General features: G+C 60.6%; 14 protein-coding genes. 10 read left to right on the top strand and 4 right to left on the bottom strand.

Going from position 1 to position 12,742, the window contains the following annotated elements; translation table 11 throughout:
* The first annotated feature begins 26 nt into the window (after positions 1-26).
* A complete protein-coding gene (gene tyrS, locus Q0C28_RS13885) occupies positions 27-1,283 on the top strand; it encodes a tyrosine--tRNA ligase (RefSeq protein ID WP_293576727.1) in 1,257 nt (418 codons plus the stop codon).
* 217 nt (positions 1,284-1,500) lie between these two features.
* On the opposite strand, the gene Q0C28_RS13880 is transcribed toward tyrS, so the two are convergent.
* Entirely contained in the window at positions 1,501-1,656 is a 156-nt protein-coding gene (locus Q0C28_RS13880) for a hypothetical protein (protein ID WP_293576726.1), read from the bottom strand.
* 27 nt (positions 1,657-1,683) lie between these two features.
* Here Q0C28_RS13880 and Q0C28_RS13875 point away from each other — a divergent pair, with 27 nt between their 5' ends.
* Positions 1,684-2,628 carry a GNAT family N-acetyltransferase gene (locus Q0C28_RS13875; protein ID WP_293576725.1) on the top strand — a complete coding sequence of 315 codons (945 nt, stop codon included), beginning with the start codon at positions 1,684-1,686 and terminating at the stop codon, positions 2,626-2,628.
* 174 nt (positions 2,629-2,802) lie between these two features.
* Complete coding sequence (locus Q0C28_RS13870; RefSeq protein WP_293576724.1) at positions 2,803-3,558, top strand: SDR family NAD(P)-dependent oxidoreductase; 756 nt, start codon at positions 2,803-2,805, stop codon at positions 3,556-3,558.
* 386 nt (positions 3,559-3,944) lie between these two features.
* On the opposite strand, the gene Q0C28_RS13865 is transcribed toward Q0C28_RS13870, so the two are convergent.
* Both Q0C28_RS13865 and Q0C28_RS13860 read right to left on the bottom strand, forming a co-directional pair.
* Positions 3,945-5,732 (bottom strand): ATP-binding cassette domain-containing protein, encoded by a 1,788-nt coding sequence (locus tag Q0C28_RS13865; protein WP_293576758.1) that lies wholly within the window; start codon positions 5,730-5,732, stop codon positions 3,945-3,947.
* Between the two features lie 220 nt (positions 5,733-5,952).
* On the bottom strand, positions 5,953-6,780 hold the full coding sequence (locus Q0C28_RS13860; RefSeq protein ID WP_293576722.1) for a GNAT family N-acetyltransferase: 828 nt from the start codon (positions 6,778-6,780) through the stop codon (positions 5,953-5,955).
* Positions 6,781-7,100: 320 nt separating this feature from the next.
* Between Q0C28_RS13860 and Q0C28_RS13855 the strand changes: the two genes are divergently transcribed.
* The gene (locus Q0C28_RS13855) at positions 7,101-7,766 is read left to right on the top strand and encodes a hypothetical protein (protein WP_293576721.1); all 666 of its coding nucleotides are present in this window, start codon (positions 7,101-7,103) and stop codon (positions 7,764-7,766) included.
* Positions 7,767-7,843: 77 nt separating this feature from the next.
* Here the strand turns inward: Q0C28_RS13855 and bamE are convergent, their stop codons facing one another.
* On the bottom strand, positions 7,844-8,314 hold the full coding sequence (bamE, locus tag Q0C28_RS13850) for an outer membrane protein assembly factor BamE (protein WP_293576720.1): 471 nt from the start codon (positions 8,312-8,314) through the stop codon (positions 7,844-7,846).
* 87 nt (positions 8,315-8,401) lie between these two features.
* On the opposite strand from bamE, the gene Q0C28_RS13845 reads away from it, so the two are divergent.
* The 6 genes from Q0C28_RS13845 (at position 8,402) to Q0C28_RS13820 (ending at position 12,608) form a co-directional block, all read left to right on the top strand.
* Complete coding sequence (locus Q0C28_RS13845; RefSeq protein ID WP_293576719.1) at positions 8,402-8,947, top strand: DUF177 domain-containing protein; 546 nt, start codon at positions 8,402-8,404, stop codon at positions 8,945-8,947.
* 317 nt (positions 8,948-9,264) lie between these two features.
* Positions 9,265-9,471: a 50S ribosomal protein L32 gene (gene rpmF / locus Q0C28_RS13840; RefSeq protein ID WP_008561999.1), complete on the top strand. Its 207-nt coding sequence runs from the start codon at positions 9,265-9,267 to the stop codon at positions 9,469-9,471.
* A 39-nt stretch (positions 9,472-9,510) separates the two neighbouring features.
* Positions 9,511-10,620, top strand: a complete 1,110-nt coding sequence (gene plsX, locus Q0C28_RS13835) for a phosphate acyltransferase PlsX (RefSeq protein WP_293576718.1) — start codon at positions 9,511-9,513, stop codon at positions 10,618-10,620.
* 42 nt (positions 10,621-10,662) lie between these two features.
* Positions 10,663-11,634: a beta-ketoacyl-ACP synthase III gene (locus tag Q0C28_RS13830; protein ID WP_293576716.1), complete on the top strand. Its 972-nt coding sequence runs from the start codon at positions 10,663-10,665 to the stop codon at positions 11,632-11,634.
* 306 nt (positions 11,635-11,940) lie between these two features.
* Positions 11,941-12,243 carry an integration host factor subunit alpha gene (ihfA, locus tag Q0C28_RS13825; protein ID WP_293576715.1) on the top strand — a complete coding sequence of 101 codons (303 nt, stop codon included), beginning with the start codon at positions 11,941-11,943 and terminating at the stop codon, positions 12,241-12,243.
* Between the two features lie 29 nt (positions 12,244-12,272).
* Positions 12,273-12,608, top strand: a complete 336-nt coding sequence (locus tag Q0C28_RS13820) for a MerR family transcriptional regulator (RefSeq protein ID WP_293576714.1) — start codon at positions 12,273-12,275, stop codon at positions 12,606-12,608.
* The last annotated feature ends 134 nt before the right edge of the window (positions 12,609-12,742 follow it).

Genomic DNA, 12,742 nt, shown 5'->3' with positions numbered 1-12,742 from the left:
CGCAATTCAGTCACCCGAGGCACGTCATGACCTATCATCCCAAATCGGACTTCATCGCAACCATGATGGAGCGCGGCTATCTGGCCGACTGCACCGATTATCAGGGGCTCGACGAGGCACTGATGACCCCCGGCCAGGCCGCCTACATCGGCTTTGACGCCACTGCGACCTCGCTACATGTCGGCTCGCTGATCCAGATCATGATGCTGCGCTGGTTCCAGAAAACCGGCCACAAACCGATCACCCTGATGGGCGGCGGCACCACCAAAGTGGGCGATCCCTCCTTCCGCGCGGACGAACGCCCGCTGCTGACCGATGATAAGATCAACGACAATATCGCGGGCATCAAAAAAGTCTTCGCCGCCTACATCGACTATGACACCGGTGCCGAAAATGGCGCCATGATGCTGAACAACGCCGAATGGCTGGACGATCTAAACTACCTCAGCTTCCTGCGCGACATCGGTCGGCATTTTTCGGTCAACCGGATGCTGTCGTTTGAAAGCGTGAAATCCCGGCTGGATCGGGAACAGTCGCTGTCGTTCCTTGAATTCAACTACATGATCCTGCAGGCCTATGACTTCCTGGAGCTGAACCGCCGCTACGGCTGCATCCTGCAGATGGGTGGCTCGGATCAATGGGGCAATATCGTCAACGGCATCGACCTGACCCGCCGGGTGCTGGACCACGAAATCTACGGTCTGACCTCACCGCTTCTGACCACCTCGGACGGCAAGAAGATGGGCAAATCCCAAAACGGCGCCGTCTGGCTGAACGCGGATATGCTCAGCACCTATGAATTCTGGCAGTTCTGGCGCAACACCACCGACGCCGATGTGGGCCGGTTCCTGAAACTCTACACCGAACTGCCGGTGGATGAATGCAACCGTCTCGGCGCGTTGCAGGGGTCCGAGGTGAATGCCGCCAAGGTCATCCTCGCCAATGAGGTCACCGCCCTGCTGCATGGTCGCGCCGCAGCCGAGGCCGCAGAGGCCACCGCCCGTGAAGTGTTCGAAAAAGGCGGCATTGGCGACGACCTGCCCACCCTGTCACTCTCCGCCGCTGATCTCGGTGACGGGATTTCGATTGTGCAGCTGATCGTCAAATCGGGTCTGGCCAAATCCGGCAAGGATGCCAAACGCCTGATCAACGAAAATGGCGCCAAGATCGATGACAAGCCGCTGACAGACGCAGGCCTGATGATTGATGCCGCGGCCCTGGCCTCCCCGATCAAACTGTCTGCGGGCAAAAAACGCCACGCATTGGTCCAGCTGGAGTGCTGATCGCCTGCCGATCCGTCATCACGCGATCGACATCGCCAGTCTATGACGATGAAAAAGGGGGCCACCGCGGCCCCCTTTGTTGTTTTATAAGGCTGTTTAACCAGGCTGTTTTAACCAGTTTGGCGCAGTCGCACGGTGACCCCTGGGATCACACAGGCCGTTAACAGGCCTCTGACCAGGCGCTAACCGGGCATCAAACTGGGCACCAACTTGGGCATCAAATCAGCAGAATATCCACCAACATCAATACAATGCCCACCGGCATCGAGAGCGCGACAGCCAGCAAGAATGCCGCCGACCGTGTCATGCGCGCGCCTGGTGCGGAGTGCTTCAAAATTTTATTTTCATTTTTCATGATCCCATTAACCATCATTTAGGTTTCCCAGCGGTTAATGGCGCCATGTTTGATTTTACGCCTGCTGATGTCATGCCCCGCCAGATCCCGCGCGACGAGACCATCCTAGCGCTGCAACAATCGCAAGAATTCGCCCGCGCGCTGACCGCCACTGGCCAAGCGCCGCTGGTGCTGGAGCAGTTGAAAAACACCGTGGTGCTGCGCCGCAAACTGCTGGGCCGGTTTGACGCCGCCATGGTGACCCGTGCCAACATCGACAAGCCGCTGCGCCTGATCGAAGTGCTGAGCGAACAGGGCCTGCACCGCACGCCGGTGATTCTCTCGCCGGAACAGCCAACACCCGCGCTGGCCCGCCACGGTGCCGTGCCCCTGGTCAGCCCCGCCCATATCGGCCTGCTCGATCTGACCGGTGACCCCGATCAGCGCCGCGCCCGGCTGCATCAGAAATGGCGCAACCGGCTGGTCCACGCCGAACGTCAGGGGCTGCGTATCACCCGCCAGTCGCTGCCGCAAAACCCTGCACATTGGATTTTTGCCGCCGATGCCGCCCAGCAAAGCGCCCGCCGTTATACCGGCTGGCCGGTCGAGCTGACGCTGGCCTACGCGCGCGAAAACAAAAGCCAGGCCAAGATTTTCGAGGCCCATGAGGGCAAAGAGGTCGTCGCCGGTATCGTCGTGTTGCGCCATGGTCGCGGCGCCACTTATCACATCGCCCATACCACCGCGCGCGGCCGGGGCCTGTCTGCCCATAATCTCCTGATGTGGGAGGTGATGACCTGGCTCGCGAAACAGGGCGTGGCGCGGCTCGATCTCGGCGTGATCAACACCGAGGACGCAGCGGGTCTGGCTCGTTTCAAACTGGGCACAGGCGCGCAGCTGCACCAATTGGGCGGCACCTGGGCCTATTGGGGCCCGATGGGTCGCCTGCTGCGCCCGATTGCGGCGCTGGACAAAAAGCTGATGAGCGGCGGTCTATCCAGCTACAGCTAAGGCGCGCCGCCCATTGTGGCGCGCCTTCCTCCCTTCCACGCCTCCCGCGACACAGGCATCTCTGCAGGCCGGGCCCAAGGATCACGCTGGACAGTCCGCTGTCGGCATGGTTATCTGAACACATGTTCATTTACCGATGTTCACGAACATCGATCCTTGGGAGGGGACAGTCTCATGCAATTGTCGCAAACCGCCGCCGTCATCACCGGCGGGGCTTCGGGTCTGGGCGAGGCCACGGCCCGTCATTTTGCCGCCAACGGCGCGCAGGTCACCCTGCTGGACCGCGATGTGGAACGCGGCCAGGCGGTCGCTGCCGAGATCGGCGGCCATTTCGCTGAAACCGACGTCACCGATGAAGCCTCCGTGGCCGCAGCTATGACCCATGCCAGCCAGCAGATGGGCAAGATCAACGCCTGTGTGAACTGCGCGGGCATCGCCCTTGGCATCAAAACCGTGGACCGCGACGGCGCCCATCCGCTGGATGCCTATCAGCGCACCATCGACATCAACCTGGTTGGCACCTTCAATGTGGCCCGCTTGGCCGCGGTTGAGATCGCCAAATGCGACGCCGCCGAGGATGGCGGTCGCGGCGTTATCATCAACACGGCCTCCATCGCCGCCTTCGACGGCCAAAAAGGCCAGGCCGCTTATGCCGCCTCAAAGGGGGGCGTGGTTGGCATGTGCCTGCCGATGGCGCGCGATCTGGCGTCCTCCGGCGTGCGGGTGATGACCATCGCACCGGGGATCTTCATGACACCGATGCTCGCGGGCCTGCCGGAAGAGGTGCAGCAGCAACTGGCCGCAGATGTGCCCAACCCCGCACGTCTGGGCGACCCGGCGGAATACGGCCGACTGGCGGGCTTCATCGTTGAAATGGGATACCTCAACGGCGAAGTGATCCGCCTTGATGGCGCGCTGCGGATGCGCTGACCTTTACGCGCAGCCAAACACAACGCGCGGAGCCGGGCAGAATGTTAACCCTTTCTGCCCCGCCCCCAAATGGCGCAGGCTGCGCTACAAAATCCGGTAGAACGCGGCCCCGCGCCACAAGATATCCTGGCGCCCTGTTGCGTGCGCCGCGTTAACCGCCCCGCAATATGTTGCGGCAGGGTTTCGTTATTTATCAGATATTTACGGCAGGTTCTTTGACCAAATGTTTCGCGTGCGAAACATTCGGTCAGTCAGGCTGTCCTAAATCAGGCGTTAGAAATCGCCTCAATACCCCGCCCCAGCCGCCAGTCTCATCGCTGTTTCTGCCACCGCTCCAGGCCGCATAAACGAGCGGATCCCAGCGTCAGCTGCACCGCCACGACGGCTCACCCAGCGGCTTTTTCTTCCAGCTCCAGCCATTCATCTTCGGCCGCCGCCAGCTTCTCCTGCCGTTCCACCAGCGCCTCTGTGGCCTTCTTGAACTTCACAGGCTCGCGAGTGAACAGATCAGGATCTGCCATCAACTCTTGCAGCTTTGCGATCTCCGCTTCCAGCCGCGCCATCTCCCCGGGCAAAGCCTCCAGCCGGTGCTTTTCCTTGAAGCTGAGCCCCTCTTTCGGGGTCTGTTCCTGCTTGGGTTTCGGTTTGGCGGATTTCACCTTTTCCGCCTTCTCAACAGCGCCCGCCACCGGGCCGCGTTGCGACAGGTAATCGGTCCACCCACCGGCATAGGCCGTCACATTGCCCCGCCCGTCCATAGCGATCGTGGTGGTCGCGACGCGATCCAGAAAATCCCGGTCGTGGCTCACCAACAGAACGGTGCCATCATAGCTGTCCAGCAGCTCCTGCAGCAGGTCGAGCGTTTCGACATCCAGATCGTTGGTCGGCTCGTCGAGCACCAGCAAGTTCGACGAACGCGCCATCAGACGTGCCAGCAGCAGACGTGCCTTTTCACCGCCGGACAGGGACCGAACCGGGGCCCGTGCCTGCGCCTCGTCAAACAGAAACTCCTTGAGATAGCCAACCACATGTTTGGGCTGGCCGCGCACCATGACCTGATCGGCCTTGCCGGAAATCCCCAGCAACGGATCCGAGGTCAGGTTTTCCCACAGGCTCGCATCCCCATCGAGCTGATCGCGGGTCTGGTCAAACAGCGCCAGATCGAGATTGGTGCCCAGCCGCACAGTCCCCGCGTCCGCCGGTTCCAGATCCAGCAGCATTTTGAGCAATGTGGTCTTCCCAGCCCCGTTTGGCCCGACAAAAGCCACCCGGTCGCCGCGCTGCACCTTGATCGAGAAATCGCGCACCAGAGTTTTGTCACCAAAGGATTTGGTCAGCCCCTCCGCCTCGATCACCTTGCGACCCGATTTTGGACCGGACTCCAAGGCCAGTTCCGCGGTGCCCTGCCGTTTGATCTGGTTGGCGCGTTCGGCCTTCAGATCCTGCAGCGCACGCACCCGGCCCATGTTGCGTTTGCGCCGGGCGGAAATGCCCTCGACCGCCCAGCGGCTTTCGGATTTGATCAGGCGGTTCAGCTTGTGGCGCTGCTGGTCTTCTTCCTCCCAGATCTTGTCGCGCCAGCTCTCGAAATCCTCAAACCCTTTGTCCTGGCGACGCACCTGCCCCCGATCCACCCAAAGCGTGGCCCGTGTCAGAGCGCGCAGAAACGCCCGGTCGTGCGAAATCAGCACAAAGGCGGCGCGGGTCGATTTCAGCTCATCTTCGAGCCAGGTGATCGCCTCGATATCCAGGTGGTTGGTCGGCTCATCCAGCAGCATCAGATCCGGCGCTTCGGCCATCAGTTTGGCAAGTGCCGCGCGCCGCCGCTCGCCACCGGATGCGGTGGCCACGGGACGGGCGGGATCAAATTTCAGCCCCTCGCCTGCGCGTTCCACCTTGTAGAGTTCGCCCGGCTCCAGCCCGCTGGCCGCAAAATCACCAAGCGTGGCAAACCCCTCCATCTTGGGATCCTGCTCCATGTAGCCGACGGATTTGCCTGGCGGAATCACCAGACTGCCCTGATCGGCCTCCACCAAACCGGCCATCACCTTCATCAAGGTGGATTTGCCAGACCCGTTGCGCCCAACCAAAGCGACCCGGTCGCCGGGCTGCACCACAAGATCAAGATCCGCGAACACCGGATCGCCCCCAAAGGTAAGGGAGATGCCGGACATCTGTAAGAGAGGAATACGTGCCATGACAGCCAGCTAAACCGGCAGGGCGAGCGCGTCAAGAATGGCACAGTCCGCCCCGCATATCCCGAGCGGCGCGCAGTTCAGATGGGCACCGTTGGCACCGATGTCAGAGATCATCCGCGGCGCCTGGTGTCCCGCGCCGCGGCCAAGCGATTGTCAGAAGGATGTGCCAGAAAGATGTCCCAGACAGATGGGTCAGTCAGGACCGGGTATCAGACACAGCCCGCAGCCAGCGTTTGCGCGCAGGCGGAATGGCGGCGATATCCACGGCAGTAAACACATGCAGCGTGTCCAGCGCATGATCCACCACCAGATGATCGCCAACCCAGCCCCCCATAGCCAGATAGCTGCGCAGCAACGCAGGCATCTGTCGCTGGGCCTGACGCAGATCACAGGTCGGCAGTGCCAGATCCGCCAGCGGCAGATGCGGCTCCACCTGCGCAGTGATCGACCATCCATTGGGCGGCTGATGGTGGTGATACAGCTGGGTCAGCGCCTGCAGATAAGGCGCTGGATCACAACCTACAAAGGAGGTGCAACCGATCAGCATGCGCACCTGGGCGTGGTCCACCATCTGCGCCAGCGCGCCCCAGATCAGCCGCAGAATATCCGCATCCGGCCGTTCAGGGTGGATGCAAAAACGGCCCAGCTCCAGCATCGGCAGGTTCTGCGCCGTGAGCGCGGAGAGATCGTATCGACTGGCGGTATAGCTGCCCGACAGATCGGCCCCTGCAGTTGCCGCTGCGTTCCCCGCTTCAGCCGCCGTCAAGAGACAGAGCCTGCAACAGGCCACCAATTCGCCTTCATCTGTGGTTTCCACGAGCAAATGCTGTGCGGCGGCGTCAAACTGGTCCTTATCGGCCTCTGGCAGTCCAAAACACGTGGCGCGCAGCTGTTGCGCCACCGCAACCGCCGGGTCCGTTCCCGCAACCAGCCGCAATCTGTATCTGCCCTGTGCCAGGGCTGTGGGATCAAACACAAGGGACCCGCTGGCGGCTTCTGCAGGGCTGGCTGTGGTCAATGTCATTCCTGTCACCTGCCCCATTCAATTGCCCCGTTCATCTGCCCTGCTACTTAAGCTGTTGCCAGCTTTGAGACCCGTCTGACCACCCATAGGATGATTGCACAGATCCGGCGTGCCACGTGCACGGACCCCGTTTCTGGTGTTGGCACCTGAGCCGATGGCCGCTTGTCATCGACTGCGGGCTGCGCCACCCTTGCTAGGCGCTGCGCCGTTAAAAGGCCAGCGTCAATTCCGCAGCGGCCCGCCACCATCAAAGCCACCCACACAGGCAACACCCGAAAGGCGGCCCCACGCAATCGACCGCATAAAGGACAGGTTCGGACATGTCGTCATCAAGACCCAAACATCCGCCAAAATCCGTTGCCGCGCTGGACGATCTGGGCCGCGTACAACTGTCGCGCAGCTTTTTCATGCGGGATTTTCTCTATAGTGAGATCGCGCATTTCCACGGTTTGGAAAACTGGCCCGAAAATCCCGATCTGGCCATCGCCGCTGGTCGCAAGATCTGCACCGAATTGCTGGAGCCGCTGCAAGATCAATTTGGCCGGTTGGCCATCCGCTCGGCCTATCGGTCGAAAACGGTCAACGCCTTTGGCAATGCCCAACAGCGAGCGGGCAAATCCGGCTACAGCTGTTCTGCGAACGAACGCACCTATGGCTGCCACATCTGGGACGAACGCGATGCTGCCGGTCACATGGGGGCTACGGTCTGTCTGGTGGTGCCTACCTTTGTCCCGCTTTATGAGCGCGGTGTCAGCTGGACCGCGCTGGCCTGGTGGATCCATGATCACCTGCCCTACAGCAAGATGTTCTTCTTCCCAAAGAACGCGGCATTCAACCTGACCTGGTCAGAGGCCCCCGTGCGCCGCATCGACAGCTACATCAGGCCCAACAGTGGAACATTGACCAAACCGGGGATGGACAACCACAGCGGCGATCATGCGCATCTGTACCGCGATCTTGCCCCGATCCTGCGGGGCAGCGTTTAACGACAGAGGTTGATCATTACAGCCAGAGGTCCGGCGCGCAGAACGGCCAAGACCACAGTTACTCGATTAGACCACAGTTACTCGATCAAACCACCGGGGCCAAAGTTGCCGAGGCTGCCCAGCAGCTGCCGCAGGAAGGTTTTGTCCTGCACGTTGGAGCTGGTGACGCGCCGTTGCAGGGGAATCACCCGCCCCTGTTCCAGGCCATAACGTTCGATCCCGCTCACAACGCCGCGCTGATCAAAGCTGACGGCCACCAACTCACGCGAAACCGGCTTGGTCGCAGAGGCCCCACGGCGGCGCATCAGGGTTGAGACGTAGTAGTAACCACCATCGGTCAACACGCCCTCAGCGGCTGGCACCCCAATGGTTTCGGCAACGCTGTCTTTGGTGTCGACGCCAACAACCACTTCGGCCAGCATTTCCTCTGTTGGGACGTAGCCGTGTTTGGAATAAATCGGGGCGCAGGCGGTTGCAGCAAGCCCTGCCAGACCAACAACCAGGATCCGTGCCGCTGTTTTCAGCGACGATGCGTGTTTTGGTACCATGCTACTCTCTTGCCCCCCGGCTTGAATACGCCTTGGAACCGGATTACCTAAACCCGGCCTCCGGTTCAAGAAACGAAAGTTCAACAAATGTCCGAGACCACCGCATTTCGCGTCGCAGATCTGCCGCAGAATCGCGCCACCCGTTTTGATTTGCGCCCCGATTCTTCCGAGCGGGCCGCATTGGCAGAGGCCATGGGCCTGAGCGAATTGCGCAAACTGCGGTTTGCAGGCGAGCTGCGCGCCATGGGCAAAAAAGACTGGGAACTGGTCGCTGAAATCGGCGCCACAGTGGTGCAGCCCTGCGTTGTCACGCTGGATCCGGTGACCACACGCATCGATCAGCCGGTCCGCCTCCAGTTCATCGCCGGGTTGGCGTTTGACACCTCTGAGGAAGAGGTCGAGATGCCCGAGGACGACAGCAGCGAACCGCTCGGCAGTCATATTGATGTGGCTGAGGTGATGGCCGAAGCCCTCGCGCTCTATCTGCCGCAATACCCGCGCAAAGACGGCGCTGTTCTGGGGGAATCGGTTCACGCCGAAGCCGGTGTCACGCCCATGCGGGACGAAGACACCCGCCCCTTTGCCGGGCTCGCGGCCCTGCGCGACCAGCTTGACGGCGCTGCAGAAGACTGAGAATACAGCAGGAAGTCGATTCCGTCCGCACCGCCCGGACCCATCGCGAGAGGCCAGCTGCTGGCAGATCGCGGGGCAATCCAGGGTCTGTCACAGGTCTCTATAGGAGCTGTAATGGGCCAGACACGGGCTTGAGGGCCGGTTCGGACAAAAAACCGCTTGCGCCAGCGACAATTCACAGTATTTTCGCGCGCTCATCGGAATTTTGGTTGGACATCGGCGCAGCCTGGGCCTAAACGCTCGGCAGACCGATCGAAACACAAAGTGAAACGCGCCGCGGGGACAGCCCCAAGGCCCCAAGTTACAAAGGTTGAGACATGGCTGTCCAACAGAACAAAGTATCCAAGTCGCGTCGCAACAACCGCCGCGCGCACGATGCACTGGTTGCTGCAAACCCGAACGAATGCTCCAACTGCGGTGAACTGCGTCGTCCTCACCACGTCTGCCCGTCTTGCGGCCACTACGACGATAAAGAAATCGTCGCAGCTGCAAACGAGATCGACATGGACGAAGACGCGGCCTAAGCTGCGTCCGAAGCAGATTTATGGCAGGCAGGCATTTTTATGGCGGGTAAACCCGATCACAGTGATAAAGATGCCAGCCGCATAATCATTTCGGTTGACGCCATGGGCGGAGATGCCGGCCCCGCGGTTGTGGTGGCCGGTATTGCTATGTCTGCGGATAAGAACCCGGACATCGGCTTTATCCTGCATGGCCCCGAAGCCGAGCTGAAACCCCTGGTCGCCAAGAAGCGCATTCTTGACGGGCGCGTTGCCTTTCGCGATGCCCCGGATGTGGTGACCATGGAGGACAAGCCCAGCCAGGTCATGCGCAATGGCAAAGGCACGTCCATGTGGTCGGCGCTTGATTCCGTCAAACAGGGTGAAGCTGCCGGTGCAGTATCCTGTGGCAACACCGGCGCCCTGATGGCGCTGTCGATGCTGCGGTTGCGCAAGCTACCGGGTGTGAATCGCCCGGCCATCGCCATCCTCTGGCCGTCGCTGAACCCCCAAGGGTTCAACGTGATGCTGGATGTGGGGGCGGATGTGCGCGCCGACGCGCAGGATCTTCTGCAGTATGCGCTGATGGGCACGTCTTATGTGCGCAACTCGATGGACATCACCCGCCCCCGGGTGGGTCTGCTGAATGTGGGCACCGAAGAGCACAAAGGCCACGCCGAACTGAAAGAGGCGCACAGCCTGATCGCCAGCTATGCTGACGACGCCCAGTTCGAATTTGTGGGTTTTGTCGAAGGCGGCGACATCCCCGGCAATGTGGTCGATGTGATTGTGACCGACGGGTTCACCGGCAATGTCGCCATCAAAACCGGCGAAGGCACCGCAAGCCTGATGCGCACCGCGATGCGGGATGCGTTCTCCTATTCGATCCTGTCCAAAATGGCCGCTTTGTTGGCGATGACATCCCTGCGGCGCCTGTCCAAGCGGCTGGATCCACGGCGGGTCAACGGTGGGGTGTTCCTGGGCCTGAATGGCACCGTCATCAAATCCCACGGCGGGGCCGATGCAACCGGTGTGTCCGCTGCGGTGAAACTGGCATTCCGTCTTGCGCAGCAAGGCTTTGCAGAAAAACTGGCGGCGCGGGTTGCATCCTCTGCGGCGCTTACCCAAGATAACGCTGCGTCCGCTTCGCGTTCTGCCGATCCGGCAGAGTAACCGGACGCCGGTGACCAACGACGCATAGAGGCAGCAGCAAACATGACGCGACGCGCAGTTATTGCAGGAATCGGGCATTATCTCCCGGAGCGCATTGTCGAAAACGCAGAGTTTGAAGCGACGCTGGACACCACCGATGAATGGATTCGCAGCCGATCCGGTATTGAGCGGCGCCATTTCGCGGCCGAAGGCGAAACCACCTCCAACATGGCGACCAAAGCAGCGCAGAACGCTCTGGCCGATGCGGGGCTGAGCGCAGATGACATCGACGCCATCGTGGTTGCCACCTCCACCGCGGACCTGACGTTCCCCTCTGCTGCCACCATGGTGCAGGCGCAGCTGGGCATGACCCGCGGTTTTGCCTTTGACGTGCAGGCGGTGTGCGCCGGTTTTGTTTATGCGCTGAGCAATGCAAACGCGCTGGTGGCCTCTGGTCAGGCGAACCGGGTGTTGGTGATCGGGGCCGAGACCTTCAGCAAGATCATGGATTGGACCGATCGTTCCACCTGCGTGTTGTTTGGCGATGGTGCCGGCGCGCTGGTTCTGGAGGCCCAGGATGGCACCGGCCAAAGCGACGACCGCGGTATTCTGGCAACCGATCTCAATTCCGACGGCCGCTACAAGGATCTGCTTTATGTGGATGGCGGCGTGTCCACGCAGAACACCGGGCATCTGCGGATGCAGGGCAATCAGGTGTTCCGCCATGCGGTGGAAAAACTGGCCTCCACAGCGCATACCTCGCTTGAGCGCGCAGAGCTGAGCGCGGATGACGTGGATTGGATCGTGCCGCATCAGGCCAATATCCGCATCATCCAGGGCACTGCCAAAAAGATGGGTCTGCCCATGGAGAAAGTTGTAGTCACCGTTCAGGATCACGGCAACACCTCCGCGGCCTCCATCCCGCTGGCCCTGTCGGTTGGCAAATCCCGTGGTCAGATCAAACCTGGCGATCTGATCGTGACGGAGGCCATTGGCGGCGGTCTCGCCTGGGGATCCGTGGTGCTGCGCTGGTAACAGGGTAGCTGCGACATTGCGAAGGGTCTCGCGGCGGCTCCTGCTCTGGTCCTTCGCCTCCTGTTCGCGCGGTTTCTGGCTGGTATCAGACAGGTGGCAACCTGCGCTCAACGCTCAGCCTCACACCGCCACAGTTTTGGGCCAGATCGTGCTCCAAACAGGTGGTTCGGCCAAAACCCGCGAAGGATGCTGCCATAAAGGTCACTTTTGGCGGCCGATTAACGGAGCACGCCCGGTGATGCAATTCATTGATATTGACAGCTAAATTCCCCGCGCCATATGCTTTATGAAACAATGGGGATAGTCATGGGCGAAAAAACACTTACACGAATGGACCTGAGTGAAGCTGTATTCCGCGAAGTCGGACTGTCGCGAAACGAAAGCGCACAGCTGGTCGAAAGCATGTTGCAGCATATGTCTGACGCGCTGGTAAAAGGCGAACAGGTGAAGATTTCGTCCTTCGGCACCTTCAGCGTGCGCGACAAATCTGCCCGCGTTGGCCGCAATCCCAAGACCGGCGAAGAGGTGCCCATTCAGCCCCGCCGGGTGTTGACCTTCCGCCCGTCTCATTTGATGAAAGACCGGGTTGCTGGCGGCAACCGAAAGTAACGGTCTGATACCACAGGACAAATTTTCAAATGTCAAAATCACCGGATGCCTTTCGCACGATTAGTGAAGTTGCGGAATGGTTGGGGATCCAGGCGCATGTTCTGCGGTTCTGGGAAAGTAAGTTCAACCAAATCAAACCGGTGAAACGTGCAGGCGGGCGACGCTATTATCGTCCGGCCGATGTCGATTTGCTCGGCAGCATCAAAGGGTTGCTGCATGACCACGGGCTGTCGATCAAAGAGGTGCAATCGCTGTTGCGCGAGGCCGGTCCCACCGGTCTTTCGACCCATCTTGAAGCGATGAACCGCGGCGAGCGCCCGGCTCTCGGCGCAGCGTCCGTTGGGGAGGCGCCTAGCGAGGTGTAAGTGCCGGATGTAATCTCCCCAAAAGGGGCGTTTGAAATTTCCCCAGTTGGTAGCGTCCTGGGCGATTTTTGAACCTTAAATATTCAAAAATCGAACGGGGCGCGGGCCGTTAAGCTCGAAGCTCAAGAAGAAGG

This window comes from Phaeobacter sp., from assembly GCF_022825805.1.
Taxonomy (GTDB): Bacteria; Pseudomonadota; Alphaproteobacteria; order Rhodobacterales; family Rhodobacteraceae; genus Phaeobacter.
Note: the sequence above shows the minus strand (reverse complement) of the source record. Positions and strands in the feature narration are given on the sequence as shown.

Bases quoted from the DNA above. Each gene is read 5' to 3' on its own strand.
- tyrS (WP_293576727.1), top strand. From the start codon at position 27: ATGACCTATCATCCCAAATCGGACTTCATCGCAACCATGATGGAGCGC.
- Q0C28_RS13880 (WP_293576726.1), bottom strand. From the start codon at position 1,656: ATGATGGTTAATGGGATCATGAAAAATGAAAATAAAATTTTGAAGCAC.
- Q0C28_RS13875 (WP_293576725.1), top strand. From the start codon at position 1,684: ATGTTTGATTTTACGCCTGCTGATGTCATGCCCCGCCAGATCCCGCGC.
- Q0C28_RS13870 (WP_293576724.1), top strand. From the start codon at position 2,803: ATGCAATTGTCGCAAACCGCCGCCGTCATCACCGGCGGGGCTTCGGGT.
- Q0C28_RS13865 (WP_293576758.1), bottom strand. From the start codon at position 5,732: ATGTCCGGCATCTCCCTTACCTTTGGGGGCGATCCGGTGTTCGCGGAT.
- Q0C28_RS13860 (WP_293576722.1), bottom strand. From the start codon at position 6,780: ATGACATTGACCACAGCCAGCCCTGCAGAAGCCGCCAGCGGGTCCCTT.
- Q0C28_RS13855 (WP_293576721.1), top strand. From the start codon at position 7,101: ATGTCGTCATCAAGACCCAAACATCCGCCAAAATCCGTTGCCGCGCTG.
- bamE (WP_293576720.1), bottom strand. From the start codon at position 8,314: ATGGTACCAAAACACGCATCGTCGCTGAAAACAGCGGCACGGATCCTG.
- Q0C28_RS13845 (WP_293576719.1), top strand. From the start codon at position 8,402: ATGTCCGAGACCACCGCATTTCGCGTCGCAGATCTGCCGCAGAATCGC.
- rpmF (WP_008561999.1), top strand. From the start codon at position 9,265: ATGGCTGTCCAACAGAACAAAGTATCCAAGTCGCGTCGCAACAACCGC.
- plsX (WP_293576718.1), top strand. From the start codon at position 9,511: ATGGCGGGTAAACCCGATCACAGTGATAAAGATGCCAGCCGCATAATC.
- Q0C28_RS13830 (WP_293576716.1), top strand. From the start codon at position 10,663: ATGACGCGACGCGCAGTTATTGCAGGAATCGGGCATTATCTCCCGGAG.
- ihfA (WP_293576715.1), top strand. From the start codon at position 11,941: ATGGGCGAAAAAACACTTACACGAATGGACCTGAGTGAAGCTGTATTC.
- Q0C28_RS13820 (WP_293576714.1), top strand. From the start codon at position 12,273: ATGTCAAAATCACCGGATGCCTTTCGCACGATTAGTGAAGTTGCGGAA.